The organism is Streptomyces sp. NPDC102514 (genome assembly GCF_055584525.1).
Window position 1 is genome coordinate 1 of sequence record NZ_JBVJLW010000045.1, and the last position, 15,023, is coordinate 15,023.

The window sequence follows — 15,023 nt, forward strand, 5'->3', positions numbered from 1 at the left end:
GCGACACTCGGGCCCTGGGCCTGCACAGCCTTCACCCACGGCACGAAAACGGTCCATCGACTCCGTCGGCGGACCGTCACGAAACTTCGAGGCTAACGCAGCCAGACACCGATCTGGATGGTTGAAAAAGGAGTCGGGAAATGTCGAAGGAAAACATGGGAACGCAGGCGAGCGACCTTCTGGGCAACCTGGAGGACTCCGCCGAGCGCGACGTGACCACCCTTGCCGAGCTCGGTTTCGACCGGCCGGTCAAGGCGTACGTCTACTGATCACGTCTGATCCGTTCGCCGGGTCCGCCCACGTCGTGGCGGGCCCGGCGGTCTCAGGTACAAGGACAGAAAAGCCGAGGGGGAAAAGATGAAAGACGTATTCGAGATATGGCCGGGCCTGCGTTCCGTATTTCCCGACGGGGATGTCCTGTTCATCTCCGACCGGCAGTACGTCGTGGATCTGATGGCAGCGCGGGGACTTCCCAGCGAGCATTTGGCGGAGATATCGGAGCCGCCGGAGTCCGTGGTTCTCGTCGGCTGCGACTACGCGAGTCTGGGCCCTCGGGAGGCATTGCACGAGCTGTTCGCCGGGAGCCGGGTGCTCTGGGTGCCGCTGGTGTCCTTCGACCCGGCCCCCGGCGCCGCGCGCTACTCGCTCGACCTCATGCTGACGAGCGACCTGGCCGCGTCCACGAAGGGCAACCGGGACTGGACCTCGGTGCTGCGTAGGGCCCGGCGCCCGCTCGTCGTCGGCAGTGACCGGACCTCGCTGACCTTCCAGGTCGTGCGGGACGACATCGTGGTGGTCACCCGGCTCCAACCCCTGCTCGACGTGGGCGAGTTCGTGAGCATCGCCGAGTACTTCGAGGTCGACATCGACAGCAGCCTCGACGTCGGCGCCGATGCCGACGCCGGCAGCCACAGCGACACAGGCGGCACCGGCACGGGCGGCGGCAAGGCCTCGTACACCGCCGACGGCACCTTCTGGGCCGACGGACTGTGTGTGGCACGGCATCCGCAACTCGACCTCGACGCACCGGCCCTGAAGGGGGCGCGGGAGCTGGCGGCCCGGGTGGCCGAGGCCGGGGGCATGCTCGTCCGGGTCGAGGACTGCCATGTCGTGTCCGCCGTGTGCGGGGGCGAGGACTGGGCGAGCGAGCTGGCCCGGTACGCGGGCGAGAGCGGCTCACGGCTCATCGAGTTCTCTTTCGGCACGAACACCGAGATCCTGGGCGCCCTCGACTGGTCGGTCAACTCCCAGATCAACGAGGGGGCCGGCGGGGTGCACATCGGTGTCGGCGACGGCGTGAGCGGCGCTCACATCGACTTCGTCCTGCCCGCCGCCAAGGTCGGACTCGCCGCGGCATGAGGGGCGAACGCGCCGTGACAACGCCGACGGCGAGACACCGGGGCTTCTTCCTGCTGCTGGCGGGGGTGGCGGTCAGCGGCTTCGGGGACTGGCTCCTCGCGATCGTCTTCGGCATGTGGGTGAAGGACCTGACCGGGTCGAACGGCCTGGCCGCGAGCATGATCTTCGCCGGCACGCTGCCCGCGTTCGCCGCGCCGCTCACCGGGCTCGTCGCCGATCGTTTCCCGCGCCGCACGGTGTTCGTCTCGGCCGCTCTCGGGTCGGCCGTGCTGCTCGGTCCGCTGTTCGCCGTGCACGACCGCGGCGATCTGTGGATCCTCTACCTGGTGGCCGTGTGCGGCGGACTGGGCGCCGGAGTGATCTCCGCCGCGGTGAACGGACTGAGCCGGTCCATGGTCCCGGAGGAGTCGCTCGGCCGGGCCAACGGCATGCTGGCGACGGTCCGGCAGACCATGCAACTGGCGGGACCCGCGGCGGGCGCCCTGCTCTACGCGGCGTCGGGCGCACGGACCGTCATCGCGCTGGACGCCGCCACCTTCGTCGTCGCCGCCCTGTGCGTGGCGCTGATCCCGGTGCGCGGCGGCGGTACCGGGAGCGGTTTTCCCGTGCCGGACACGCCCGGCAAGCCGGAGGCAGGGGGCGAATCCGGTTCGGGGAGCGAATCCGGGTCGGGGGGCGGGTCGTTCGGGTCCGAGGCCGCCGCGGGCATCCGGCACATGGCGGGAGTTCCGGTGCTGCGGCGGCTCCTGTTCACCGGGTTCGTCTTCGGGCTGACCATCGGCTTCTCGGAGGCGGTCGTCTTCGCGGTGGTGGAGGGCATCGGCCGGCCGGCCTCGTACATCGGTTTCCTGACCAGTGCCGAGGGCATCGGATCGGTCGCCGCGGGCGCGCTCGTCACCGCGCTGAACAGCCGGATCGGGGACTTCCGGAAGATCGCCACGGGGCTCTGCTGCTTCTCCGCAGGCCTGTTGCTGCAGACGGGCGGGGGGCTGCCCTTCGTGGTCGCCGGAGCCGTGCTCGCCGGTGCGGGCGCCCCTCCGCTGGTGGTCGGCATCACCACGGCGGCCCAGCGCCGCACACCGAACGCGCTCACCGGACGGATCTCGGGGGCGCTCAACTTCGCCGTCAACGTGCCGTTCGCGGTGTCGATCGGCTTCGGCGCGATCCTGGTCGGCCTGGTGCCGTACCGGATTCTGCTGCTGTGCATGAGCGCCGGTCTGGCCCTGGTCGCCCTCTACTCCAGGGTGGCCCTGTGTGAGTCCGGACACAGCGGGCGGACGGCCGCCGATGACGTTGACCTGGTCCACGACCGGTGATTCGTTGAATTCGACGGTGGCCGCCGCCCGTTGACGGCCACCTGTGCGACACACGGGGAAACGGGAAACACGGGGGAAAACAAGTATGTCGTTGAGCGATGTGGAGCAGTTACCGCGGTTCGGGACGATCCCGCGGTCCACGGACGGCCGGGGTGTCCTGGAGGGGGCCTTCTCCTTGCTGGAGGCCGTGGAACGGGCCGGAGAGGCGGGACTCACCAGGCTCGCCTCGGACAGCGGTCTACCGAAGGCGACCACGCACCGGCTCCTGGGGCAGCTGGTCGAGCTGGGCGCGATCGAGCGATGCGGGGGCAGTTACCGCATCGGTTCGCGCATCTTCCGGCTGGGCCGCAGCTGGCAACCGCACCCGAGGCTGCTGCGCGCGGCGCGCGGGCCGGTGCGCCGGCTGGCCGAGACGACCGGCGCGACGGTGGCCATCAATGTGCTGCGGGAGGGCCGCACCATGGTCGTCGCCGCGGTCCCCGGCGAGGTGGACGAGATCGTTCCGGTGCGTCCGGGCGCGATGTATCCCTGGTCGACCGCGGCCGGCAAGGTGCTCGTCGCCGGTGCGCGGCCCGGCCTGCCGATGGGCCCGCTGCCGTTGTCCTGGGCGGCGGACGCGGAGCAGATCCGGGAGCGGGGCGTCGCGTTCGACCATGAGGAGACGGTCGCCGGTGTGGACTGCGTGGCCGCTCCGCTGTACGGGTCGGGCCGTTCGCCGATGGCCTCGCTGTGCGTGGTGACCGACGCGTCGTCCCCGCTGCCGCGGCTCGCCGACACCGTCGCCCAGGCGGGCAAGGCCATCAGCGCCACGCTGCGCACCCGTTGAACCGCCGTACAGCCGTCCGGCAGGACGGCAGTTGGTCCGTATACCGAACATGACCATCCGGACAACGGAGCCTTTCGGCCAACTTGCTGTTGCGCACCTGACAGAACGGCAGATCTCCTGCCACTCTTCCCACGACCACTTCACAGCAACCTCACAGAAACCGCTGTGGAGTGGTGAACGGCTCTGCCCGCACGTGGCCCCACAGGCACAAGTGCCGGCACCTGCACCAGCGCACGTACAAGCACGTGGTTCTGCGTTCCGTCTTGTTCTGCCCGGACGGCTCTCGACCGTCCGGTCCCCCCTGGCCACGCGTTCGTGGCCACGCAGAAGGAGTCCGTGTTGAAGCGCACCTCCCACAGACCCACAGCCCGCTCCATCCCCCGCAAGGCCACGGCCGGCGCGCTCGTCGCCGTCGCCGCCCTGCTCGCCGCGGCCGTCCAGACCGGCGCCGCGACGGCCGACGCCCCACCCGCCCCGGGCAAGCTCGACAAGGGTTCCCTGGCGGTCAAGCTCTCCCCCGCCCAGCGCGCCGCGCTGATCCGCGACGCCGACTCCGCGAAGACGGACACCGCGGCGGAACTCGGCCTGGGCGCCAAGGAGAAGCTCGTCGTCCGTGACGTCGTCAAGGACGCGGACGGCACGGTCCACACGCGCTACGAGCGCACCTACGCCGGACTCCCGGTCCTCGGCGGCGACCTGGTCGTCGACACCGCGAAGTCGGGGAGGACGGAGGGCGTCACGCGGGCGGTGCGGGCCTCACTCACGGGGCTCACCACCAGCGCGGCCGTGAAGCCGGCGGTCGCCGAGAAGCAGGCGCTGACGGCGGCCTCGGCGGAGGGCTCGAAGCGGACCGGGGCCGACGGCGCCCGCAAGGTGATCTGGGCGGCGAGCGGCAAGCCGACGCTCGCGTACGAGACGGTCGTCGGGGGCCTCCAGCACGACGGCACCCCGAACGAGCTGCACGTCATCACGGACGCGGCCACCGGCAAGAAGCTCTACGAGTACCAGGGCGTCGAGAACGGCACCGGCAACACCCAGTACAGCGGCACGGTGACGCTCGGCAGCGCGCAGTCCGGGTCGACGTACAACCTCACGGACACCACGCGCGGGAACCACAAGACGAACAACCTGAACCGCGGTACGTCGGGGACCGGCACGCTCTTCTCGGGCCCGGACGACGTGTGGGGCAACGGCGCCGCCTCGAACACCGAGACGGCCGCCGCGGACGCCCACTACGGGGCCGCGCTGACCTGGGACTACTACAAGAACGTCCAGGGCCGCACGGGTATCCGCGGTGACGGTGTCGGCGCGTACTCCCGCGTCCACTACAGCAGCAACTACGTCAACGCCTTCTGGCAGGACTCCTGCTTCTGCATGACGTACGGCGACGGGTCGGGCAACGCCAAGCCGCTCACGTCGATCGACGTGGCCGCGCACGAGATGACGCACGGCGTGACCGCGAACACCGCGGGGCTCGTCTACAGCGGCGAGTCGGGCGGTCTGAACGAGGCGACCTCCGACATCTTCGCGGCGGCCGTCGAGTTCTACGCCGGCAACAGCTCCGACGTCGGCGACTACCTGGTCGGCGAGAAGATCGACATCAACGGCAACGGCACCCCGCTGCGGTACATGGACAAGCCGAGCAAGGACGGCGCGTCCAAGGACAGCTGGTACTCGGGCATCGGCTCGGTGGACGTGCACTACTCCTCCGGTCCGGCGAACCACTTCTTCTACCTGCTCAGCGAGGGCAGCGGCGCCAAGACCGTCAACGGCGTCGCGTACGACTCGCCGACCTCCGACGGTCTGCCGGTCACCGGTATCGGCCGTGAGAAGGCCGCGCTGATCTGGTTCAAGGCGCTCACCACGAAGTTCACGTCCACGACCAACTACGCGGCGGCCCGCACCGGCACGCTCGCGGTCGCGGGTGAGCTGTACGGCACGACCAGCGCCGAGTACACGGCCGTGCAGAACGCCTGGGCGGGCATCAACGTCGGCACCCGGCCCGGCGGCGGGGGCGGCGGCACGTCCTTCGAGAACACGACCGCGGTATCGATTCCGGACAACGGAGCCGCTGTCACCTCCTCGATAACTGTTTCCGGCCAGGCCGGAAACGCCCCGTCGAACCTGATCGTGACGCCGAACATCACGCACACCTGGCGCGGTGACCTGGTCATCGACCTGGTGGCGCCCGACGGCTCGACGTACCGCCTCAAGTCCTTCAGCTCCTCGGACTCGGCGGACAACGTCACCGAGCCCTACACGGTCAACGCTTCAACCGAAGTGGCCAATGGCACCTGGCAGTTGAAGGTGCAGGACCAGGCGGCGCAGGACGTCGGCAGGATCAACGGCTGGAAGATCACCTTCCCGACGAGCTAGCCGCGCGACCCCGCTCCACCACGGGTGCCGCCCCGGGATCCACCTCCCGGGGCGGCACCCTCTTTGCTCCGGCTTTGCCGCCGCCTTGCCCCTCGATTCCGGTTCCATTGCCCGGACTTTGCGGGCGATCAAGTCCGCATTGCGTACGCCGATCTTCGGGCAGCGGACGATTTCCGGCCAACCTCCATTTGCCCCGCTGACATGTACGCGACCCACCTGGCACTGTTCACCTGGCACGGCAGGCACACCCGCACCGCAACTTCACAGCAGCCCGACCGCTTCCCCATACCGGTCGGACACCCCCCACGAAGGAGCTTGTGTGACCCCCCTCTACGCGCGTCGCAACCGCACCTCCCTGGCCATCGCCACCGCCGTCGCGGCCGGTGCTCTCCTCACCACCGGTCTGACCACCGGTGCCTCCGCCCAGACCCCGGCGGAGAGCTCCGACGCGACGCTCGCCGCGTCCGCGGTCCAGCTGTCCCCGGCGGCCCGTGCGAGCCTCATCGCGAAGGCCGACGCCGCCACCACGGAGACCGCCGACGAGATAGGTCTCGGCGCCAAGGAGAAGCTGGTCGTCAGAGACGTCGTCAAGAACGTCGACGGCACGACCCACACCCGCTACGAGCGCACGTACGACGGACTCCCCGTCCTCGGCGGCGACCTGGTCGTCCACGAGACCAAGGCCGGTACGACGCAGGGCGTGACCAAGGCGACGAAGGCCACCATCAAGGTCACCGACGTCACGCCGTCGATCGCCAAGTCGACGGCCGAGAAGCAGGCCGTGACCGCCGCGAAGGCCGAGGGCAGCACCAAGTCGGCCGCCGACAAGGCGCCCCGCAAGGTCATCTGGGCGGCCGACGGCAAGCCGGTCCTGGCCTACGAGACGGTCGTCGGCGGCTTCCAGCACGACGGCACCCCGCAGGAGCTGCACGTCGTCACCGACGCCGAGTCGGGCAAGAAGCTGTACGAGTGGGAGGCGGTCAAGACCGGTATCGGCAACAGCCAGTACTCCGGCACGGTCACCATCGGCACCTCGCTCTCCGGCTCGACGTACCAGCTCAACGACACGTCCCGGGGCTCGCACAAGACGTACAACCTGAACAAGGGCACCTCCGGCACCGGCACCCTGTTCACCGACGCGGACGACACCTGGGGCACGGGCGCGGCGTCCAACACCCAGACCGCCGCGGTCGACGCGCACTACGGCGCCCAGGTCACCTGGGACTTCTACAAGAACGTGCTCGGCCGCACCGGCATCAAGAACAACGGCGTCGCGGCCTACTCCCGCGTCCACTACAGCACCGCGTACGTCAACGCCTTCTGGCAAGACTCCTGCTTCTGCATGACGTACGGCGACGGCGCGGGCAGCGTCAAGCCGCTCACCTCGCTGGACGTCGCGGGCCACGAGATGAGCCACGGCGTGACCGCGAACACCGCGGGCCTCAACTACAGCGGTGAGTCCGGCGGTCTGAACGAGGCCACCTCCGACATCTTCGGCACGGCGGTCGAGTTCTACGCGGCCAGCTCGTCCGACGTCGGCGACTACCTCATCGGCGAGAAGATCGACATCAACGGCAACGGCACCCCGCTGCGCTACATGGACAAGCCGAGCAAGGACGGCGCGTCCAAGGACAGCTGGTCGTCCAGCCTCGGCTCGGTGGACGTCCACTACTCCTCCGGCCCGGCGAACCACTTCTTCTACCTCCTGTCGGAGGGCAGCGGCGCCAAGACGATCAACGGCGTCAGCTACAACTCCACGACGTCCAACGGCACGACGCTCACCGGCATCGGCCGCGACAAGGCCATCAAGATCTGGTACAAGGCGCTCACCGAGTACATGACGTCCACGACGAAGTACGCGGGCGCCCGTACGGCGACGCTGAGCGCGGCGTCGGCGCTGTACGGCTCGACGAGCACCGAGTACAAGGCGGTGGCGGCGGCCTGGTCCGGCGTGAACGTCGCCTAGTCCGGCGTGAACGTGGCATAACACCCACGCGGCAGTGAGCAGGGCGGTACCCGGGACGAGATCGGTCCCGGGTACCGCCCTACTCTTGGTGCCCATGCCCTTCACGTACGAGGATGTGGGCGCGACCCGCGACGGCCGGTGCCCACCCGGCTTCCACCCGCTGCACGTCCGCACCCGCATAGGCGAGGGCCACGAGGTCTTCAAATCGGCCTCGCAGGCGGTCATGACCTGGGAAGTCCACAGGGCGGCCGGTGTCACGATCACGACGGAGGCCGCCGAGGCCGCCCCGGGCGTCGACGTGACGGTCGGCCTGGGCTCCCTCATCAAGGCGCCCTGCCGCGTGGTCTGGACCCTCGACGAACCCCGCCGCGCCGGCTGGGCCTACGGCACGCTGCCCGGCCATCCGGAGTCCGGCGAGGAGGCCTTCGTGGTCGACCGCACAGGCGACGGCACGGTCTGGCTGACCGTGACCGCCTTCAGCCGCCCGGCGAAGTGGTACACCCGCGCGGGCGGCCCGGCGACCCGCGGCCTGCAGCACGCGTACGCGCGCCGGTGCGGGGCGGTGCTGCGGCGGATGTGCGCGGAGTTCGACGAGGCGTAGCCCCCGGCCGCCCCGCCGTACGCCACTTCATCTCAGCGCACCTCACCTCACCGCACGGCACCTCACCGCACCTCAGCTCACCGCATGAGCACCCCCGCCCCCTCCACCAGCTCCTCCGCCGGGACCGCCACCAGGCCCAGTTCCGCGTTGGAGGCGAGGAGCCGGTGGGCGGGGAGGACGCGGACCGTGTAGCCGAAGGGGCCCGTGCGGTCGAGGGAGAGCGGGCCCTCGTAGAGCCAGCGGCCCTCCGCGTCCGGGCCGCCCGCGGGCTTCAGCGGGAACGTCGTGCCGTCCGTGATGCGGTCCTCGGAGTCGACGCGCCCCGAGACCGCCTGCACCTCGACGTCGTCCGGGGCCAGCTCGCCGAGGCCGACGAGGACCCGCAGGGACAGCGTCGAGCCCAGTTCGGCCGTGGCGGTCGCGGCCGTCGTCTCGACGTGGTCGACCGTGATGTGCGGCCAGGCCGCCCGCACCCGGGACTTCCACACCGCCAGCTCCCTCGCGGCGGGGTGGTCCATGGAACGGTGGGCCAGCGCCGCAGGGGTGTAGAGGCGTTCGACGTACTCGCGGACCATGCGGCCCGCCAGGAGCTTGGGTCCCAGGTGGGAGAGGGTCTGGCGGACCATCTCGATCCAGCGGTCGGGCAGGCCCGCCTGGCCGAGTTCGTAGAAGCGCGGGGCCACCCGCTGTTCCAGCAGGTCGTAGAGGGCCGAGGCCTCCAGTTCGTCGCGGCGGTCGTCGTCGACCGCGGTGCCGTCCGCCGTGGGGATCGCCCAGCCGAAGTCCGGCCGGAACCATTCGTCCCACCAGCCGTCCAGGACCGACAGGTTGAGGCAGCCGTTCAGCGCGGCCTTCATGCCCGACGTGCCGCACGCCTCCAGAGGGCGCAGCGGGTTGTTGAGCCAGATGTCGCAGCCGGGGTACAGCTTCTGCGCCATCGCCATGCCGTAGTCGGGCAGGAAGACGATCCGGTGGCGTACGCGCGGGTCGTCGGCGAAGCGCACCAGTTCCTGTACGAGGCGTTTGCCGCCGTCGTCGGCCGGGTGGGCCTTGCCCGCCACCACGATCTGGACGGGCCGTTCGGAGTGCAGCAGCAGGTCCATGAGGCGGTCGCGGTCCCGCAGCATCAGCGTGAGGCGTTTGTAGGAGGGGACGCGGCGGGCGAAGCCGATGGTCAGGACGTCCGGGTCGAGTACGCCGTCGATCCAGCCCAGTTCGGCCGCCCCCGCGCCCCGCTGCCGCCAGGACGCGTGCAGCCGCTCCCGTACCTCGGCCACCAGTTGCTCGCGCAGGGAGCGGCGCAGTTCCCAGATGTCCTGGTCGGGGATGTCGGCGACGGCGTCCCAGGTCTCGGAGCCGCCGACGGTGAGGGCGTCCTCGGTGCGCTGCGCGCCGATCTGCCGGGCGCCGAGCCGGAACACCTCGGGGGCCACCCAGGTGGGGGCGTGGACGCCGTTCGTCACGGAGGTGATGGGGACCTCGGCGGGGTCGAAGCCGGGCCACAGCCCGGAGAACATCTCGCGGCTGACCTGGCCGTGCAGGAGGGAGACGCCGTTCGCGCGCTGGCCGAGCCGCAGTCCCATCACGGCCATGTTGAAGAGGTTCGGCTCGCCGCCGGGGTAGGTCTCCATGCCCAGGCGCAGGATGTGTTCGACGTCGATGCGCGGGAGTTCCGCGTCGGGGCCGAAGTGGCGGGCCACCAGTTCCCGGTCGAAGCGGTCGATGCCGGCGGGCACGGGGGTGTGGGTCGTGAAGACGGTCCCGGCCCTGACCGCTTCGAGGGCGGCCCCGAAGTCGAGGTCCTCGTAGGACAGTTCGTGGATGCGCTCCAGACCGAGGAAGCCGGCGTGGCCCTCGTTCGTGTGGAACACCTCGGGCCGCGCGTGGCCGGTGAGCCGGCAGTACGTACGCACGGCGCGTACGCCTCCGATGCCGAGCAGCATCTCCTGGAGCAGCCGGTGCTCGCTGCCGCCGCCGTAGAGCCGGTCGGTGACCCCGCGCTCGCCGAGGTCGTTCTCCTCGACGTCGGAGTCGAGCAGCAGCAGCGGGACCCGGCCGACCTGGGCCAGCCAGATGCGCGCGTGCAGGGCCGTACCGCCGGGGAGGGCCAGGGAGACCTGGGAGGGGGTGCCGTCGGTCTCGCGCAGCAGGGAGACGGGCAGTTCGTTGGGGTCGAGGACCGGATAGTGCTCCTGCTGCCAGCCGTCCCGGGACAGGGACTGCCGGAAGTAGCCGTGCCGGTACAGCAGTCCGACACCGATGAGGGGTACGCCGAGGTCGCTGGCGGCCTTGAGATGGTCCCCGGCGAGGATGCCGAGGCCTCCGGAGTACTGCGGGAGCGCGGCGGTGATGCCGAACTCGGGTGAGAAGTAGGCGATGGCGGCGGGGAGTTCGGACGGCTGGGACTGGTACCAGCGGTCGCCCGTCACATAGTCGTTGAGGTCGTCGGCGGCGGCGGACAGCCGCCTCAGGAACCTTCTGTCGTCGGACAGCTGGGCCAGCCGTCCGGACGACACGTTCCCGAGGAGCTGTACGGGATCGCAGCCCGAGGCGGTCCAGCGTTCGGGGTCCACGGACTGGAAGAGGTCACGGGTCTCGGCATGCCAGGACCAGCGCAGGTTGCGCGCCAGATCGCTGAGGGGGTGGAGGGCTTCCGGGAGTACGGGACGCACGGTGAACCTGCGGATGGCCTTCACGAGCTTCCACCTTCACAAAGGGCTTCACAACGGGCTTGTCGCCAAGGACGTACGGACGTCATCCACGACGGTAGCGGCGCGGGTGCTCCGCAACCACGGCGCGAAGCGCCGCGCGGAGCGCTGCGCCAGTGCTCCGCCGGGAGTGCGTGCGGTGGAACCGCGGGCTCGGTGGGGGCGGGCCGCGCAGTTCCCCGCGCCCCTGACGGGGCGCGGCCTTCTGTGCGGGGGCGGGCGATATGGCCGATTCCGCACCGGCGTGCGGGCTTGTGGGGGTTCGCGGCGCACGAGAGGCTGCCGCATGTCGACGAGGGGAGCGCACACCATGACAGTGAGGCGCACACGGCGGCTGCACCTGGCGGGAGGCCTGACCGCGGTCCTGACGGCAGCGGCCGTCTCGGCTCCCGCTCCGCCCGCGCACGCCGCGCCCGAGGGGCGGATATCCGGCAGCGCGAGAGCCGGCTCCGTCAGTGGCAGTTACATCGTGACGCTCAAAGGGGCAACGAAGGCTCCGTCGAAGGCGGGCAGGGCGGTCGCCACCGCGTACGGAGCGAAAATAAGCCACGCCTACAGCACGGCGCTCAACGGCTACGCGGTGCGGGCCGGCGAGCGGCAGGCGCGGCGGCTGGCCGCCGACCCCCGGGTCGCCTCGGTCGCACGGGACGCCACGGTGACCGTCGAGCACCAGCAGTCGGACCCGCCGTGGGGCCTCGACCGCATCGACCAGCGGGAACTGCCGCTGGACGGAAGTTACACCTGGCCGGAGTCGGCGGGGCAGGGCGTGACGGCGTACGTCATCGACACCGGCGTACGCGTCACCCACCAGGACTTCGGCGGGCGGGCGAGTTCCGGCTGGGACTTCGTCGACGACGACGCCGTGGCGCAGGACGGGCAGGGTCACGGCACCCATGTGGCGGGCACGATCGCGGGCACGACGTACGGGGTCGCGAAGCAGGCGCGGGTCGTCGCCGTCCGGGTGCTCGACGATACGGGGGCCGGTACGTTGTCGCAGGTCATCGCCGGTATCGACTGGGTGACGACCCATGCCGTGAAACCGGCCGTCGCCAATATGAGCCTGGGCGGCCCCGCCAGCGCGCAGCTGGACGCCGCCGTACGCAACTCCATCGCGTCCGGGGTCACGTACACGATCGCGGCGGGCAACGAGAACCGTTCGGCGAGCCTCGACTCACCGGCCCGGGTCGAGGAGGCGATCACGGTCGGGGCGAGCGACACGAACGACGCGAGGGCGTTCTTCTCCAACTGGGGCGCGCGGCTCGACCTGTTCGCGCCGGGCGTGGGTGTCACCTCCGCCTCGCACACGAGCGACACGGGCACGGCGACCTTCTCGGGTACCTCGATGGCGTCGCCCCATGCCGCCGGCGCGGCCGCGCTGTATCTCGCCGACCATTCCTCGGCGGCTCCCGCCGAGGTCGCCGGAGCACTCGTCGACCGGGCCGCCGCCGGAGAGCTGTCGGGCGTGGGTCCTGGCTCCCCCGACAGACTCCTGCAGGTGGACAACCCTTGACCAACTAGACATTCACCGACCGGTCTCGTCCCGCGAATCCCGGGTAGATGCTTCACGGATCAGTAGACGCTCTGCAGATCAGTGGCGGATTCCCAACGGGCGAGGCCGGTCTTGTGTGTGGACATACGCGCGAGTAGTTAACAAAGTGCCGGATTGCTCACCCGAAAGGGGAGGGAAGGCTCCCTCGGTAGCGCACCGCAGGGACCACCTCCCCGCACTCTCATCCGCCCGCCCACGTTGACGCGGACAGGAGCGGTCATGCCCGCCAAGCACCACCAGCCGTCACCACCCCCGACGCCCGGCACCACACCACCCCCGGATCCGGGGGAGAAAGCACACCGCCCACCGGCATCGAAGACCCGGACCGCCGAGAAGGCGACTCCGGCGGAACCGGCCCTTCCGACCGGCACGACCAGCACGACCAGTCCGACCACTCCGACCGGGCCGACGCAGGCCGCCCCCGCCGCCCCCAGCCCCGAAAGTGCCTCCGTGAGCACCCCCGTGATCGGCCGTATCCCCGTCCTGGACGTACGTCCCTTCGTCGCGGGCGGCCGACGCCCGGCGAAGGCCGTGGTGGGAGAGTCCTTCGAGATCTCCGCGACGGTCTTCCGGGAGGGTCACGACGCGGTCGCCGCGAACGTCGTGCTGCGCGGCCCCGGGGGGAGCACGGGCCCCTGGACACCCCTGCGCGAACTCGCCCCCGGCACCGACCGCTGGGGCGCCACCGTCTCCGTACCGGCGCCCGGCCTCTGGACGTACACCGTGGAGGCCTGGGGCGATCCGATCACCACCTGGCGCCACCACGCCCGGATCAAGATCCCGGCGGGCATGGACACCGAGCTCGTCCTGGAGGAGGGCGCGCTGCTGTACGAGCGTGCCGCGGCCGGGGTGCCGAAGAGCAAGGGGCGGCGGGAGGCGATGTTCGCGGCCGTGGAGGCCCTGCGCGACACCAGCCGTTCCGCGGCGGCCCGGCTGGCCGCCGCGCTGACCCCCGACGTGGACCACGTCCTCGCCCGCCATCCCCTGCGCGAGCTGATCACCGCCGCCGAACCGCTGAACCTCCAGGTCGAGCGGGAGCGGGCGCTGTTCGGCTCCTGGTACGAGTTCTTCCCGCGCTCGGAAGGCGCGGTGGTCGAGCCCGGGAAACCGCCGGTCAGCGGTACGTTCAGAACGGCGGCCGAGCGGCTGCCCGCGATCGCCGGCATGGGTTTCGACGTGGTGTACCTGCCACCGGTGCACCCCATCGGCACGACCTTCCGCAAGGGCCCCAACAACACGCTGGACCCCGGCCCGTACGACGTCGGGGTGCCATGGGCGATCGGCTCGCCGGAGGGCGGGCACGACGCCGTCCATCCCGACCTCGGCACGATCGACGACTTCGACGACTTCGTGCGCCGGGCCGCGGAACTGGACCTGGAGATCGCGCTCGACTTCGCCCTCCAGTGCTCCCCCGACCACCCCTGGGTGGAGAAGCACCCGGAGTGGTTCCACCACCGCTCCGACGGCACGATCGCGTACGCGGAGAACCCGCCGAAGAAGTACCAGGACATCTATCCGGTCGCCTTCGACAAGGACATGCCGGGCCTGGTGCGGGAGACGCTCAGGGTGCTGCGGTTCTGGATGAGCCACGGCGTACGGATCTTCCGGGTCGACAATCCGCATACGAAACCGGTCATCTTCTGGGAAGAGGTGATCGGGGAGATCAATCGCACCGATCCCGATGTGATCTTCCTGGCCGAGGCGTTCACCCGCCCGGCGATGATGCACACGCTCGGCGCGATCGGTTTCCAGCAGTCCTACACGTATTTCACCTGGCGCAACACCAAAGAGGAACTGACCGAATACCTCACCGAACTCTCCGGTGACGCGGCCGCGTATATGAGGCCCAACTTCTTCGTCAACACCCCCGACATCCTCCCGGAGTTCCTGCAGCACGGCGGCCGGCCCGCTTTCGAGATCCGGGCCGTGCTGGCGGCGACGCTCTCGCCCACCTGGGGTGTCTACAGCGGATTCGAGCTGTGCGAAGGCGTGCCGGTGCGCGACGGCAGCGAAGAATACCTGAACTCCGAAAAGTACCAACTACGTCCGCGAGACTGGGAGTCGGCAGAACGCGAAGGCCGTAGCATCGCGCCCCTGATTGCCGAACTCAACGCGATCAGGCGCCGCAGCCCCGCCCTTCGACAACTGCGTGACCTGCATTTCCACCAGACGGACAAGGAGGCGGTGCTCGCGTACTCCAAGTCGGTCACGGACGCACGCGGATCGAACACGGTTCTGGTGGTCGTGAACCTCGACCCCCACCACACCCAGGAAGCCACGGTCTCGTTGGACATGCCACGACTCGGCCTCGACTGGCACGCG

General features: G+C 70.2%; 10 protein-coding genes. 9 read left to right on the plus strand and 1 reads right to left on the minus strand.

Features of this window, described 5'->3' with window-relative positions; translation table 11 throughout:
- Positions 1 to 140 precede the first annotated feature (140 nt).
- From ACZ60E_RS45510 to ACZ60E_RS45540, 7 genes are all read left to right on the plus strand, one after another.
- Positions 141 to 269, plus strand: a complete 129-nt coding sequence (locus tag ACZ60E_RS45510; RefSeq protein ID WP_384807680.1) for a hypothetical protein — start codon at positions 141 to 143, stop codon at positions 267 to 269.
- An 88-nt stretch (positions 270 to 357) separates the two neighbouring features.
- The gene (locus ACZ60E_RS45515; RefSeq protein ID WP_469448197.1) at positions 358 to 1,359 is read left to right on the plus strand and encodes a hypothetical protein; all 1,002 of its coding nucleotides are present in this window, start codon (positions 358 to 360) and stop codon (positions 1,357 to 1,359) included.
- Between the two features lie 14 nt (positions 1,360 to 1,373).
- Positions 1,374 to 2,675, plus strand: a complete 1,302-nt coding sequence (locus ACZ60E_RS45520; protein ID WP_469448198.1) for an MFS transporter — start codon at positions 1,374 to 1,376, stop codon at positions 2,673 to 2,675.
- Positions 2,676 to 2,760: 85 nt separating this feature from the next.
- Positions 2,761 to 3,501, plus strand: coding sequence for an IclR family transcriptional regulator (locus ACZ60E_RS45525; RefSeq protein WP_384807685.1), 741 nt, complete (start codon positions 2,761 to 2,763; stop codon positions 3,499 to 3,501).
- Positions 3,502 to 3,840: 339 nt separating this feature from the next.
- On the plus strand, positions 3,841 to 5,877 hold the full coding sequence (locus ACZ60E_RS45530; protein ID WP_469448199.1) for a M4 family metallopeptidase: 2,037 nt from the start codon (positions 3,841 to 3,843) through the stop codon (positions 5,875 to 5,877).
- A 319-nt stretch (positions 5,878 to 6,196) separates the two neighbouring features.
- Positions 6,197 to 7,843, plus strand: coding sequence for a M4 family metallopeptidase (locus tag ACZ60E_RS45535; RefSeq protein ID WP_469448200.1), 1,647 nt, complete (start codon positions 6,197 to 6,199; stop codon positions 7,841 to 7,843).
- 94 nt (positions 7,844 to 7,937) lie between these two features.
- Positions 7,938 to 8,444 carry a DUF1990 family protein gene (locus ACZ60E_RS45540; RefSeq protein WP_469448201.1) on the plus strand — a complete coding sequence of 169 codons (507 nt, stop codon included), beginning with the start codon at positions 7,938 to 7,940 and terminating at the stop codon, positions 8,442 to 8,444.
- Between the two features lie 77 nt (positions 8,445 to 8,521).
- On the opposite strand, the gene glgP is transcribed toward ACZ60E_RS45540, so the two are convergent.
- Positions 8,522 to 11,140, minus strand: coding sequence for an alpha-glucan family phosphorylase (gene glgP, locus ACZ60E_RS45545; RefSeq protein WP_469448202.1), 2,619 nt, complete (start codon positions 11,138 to 11,140; stop codon positions 8,522 to 8,524).
- 322 nt (positions 11,141 to 11,462) lie between these two features.
- Here glgP and ACZ60E_RS45550 point away from each other — a divergent pair, with 322 nt between their 5' ends.
- Together ACZ60E_RS45550 and ACZ60E_RS45555 are read left to right on the plus strand one after the other, a co-directional pair.
- Positions 11,463 to 12,662, plus strand: a complete 1,200-nt coding sequence (locus tag ACZ60E_RS45550) for a S8 family peptidase (protein ID WP_469448203.1) — start codon at positions 11,463 to 11,465, stop codon at positions 12,660 to 12,662.
- Positions 12,663 to 12,920: 258 nt separating this feature from the next.
- Positions 12,921 to 15,023, plus strand: a 2,103-nt coding sequence (locus tag ACZ60E_RS45555; protein ID WP_469448204.1) for an alpha-1,4-glucan--maltose-1-phosphate maltosyltransferase, incomplete at its 3' end; no start/stop codon positions are given.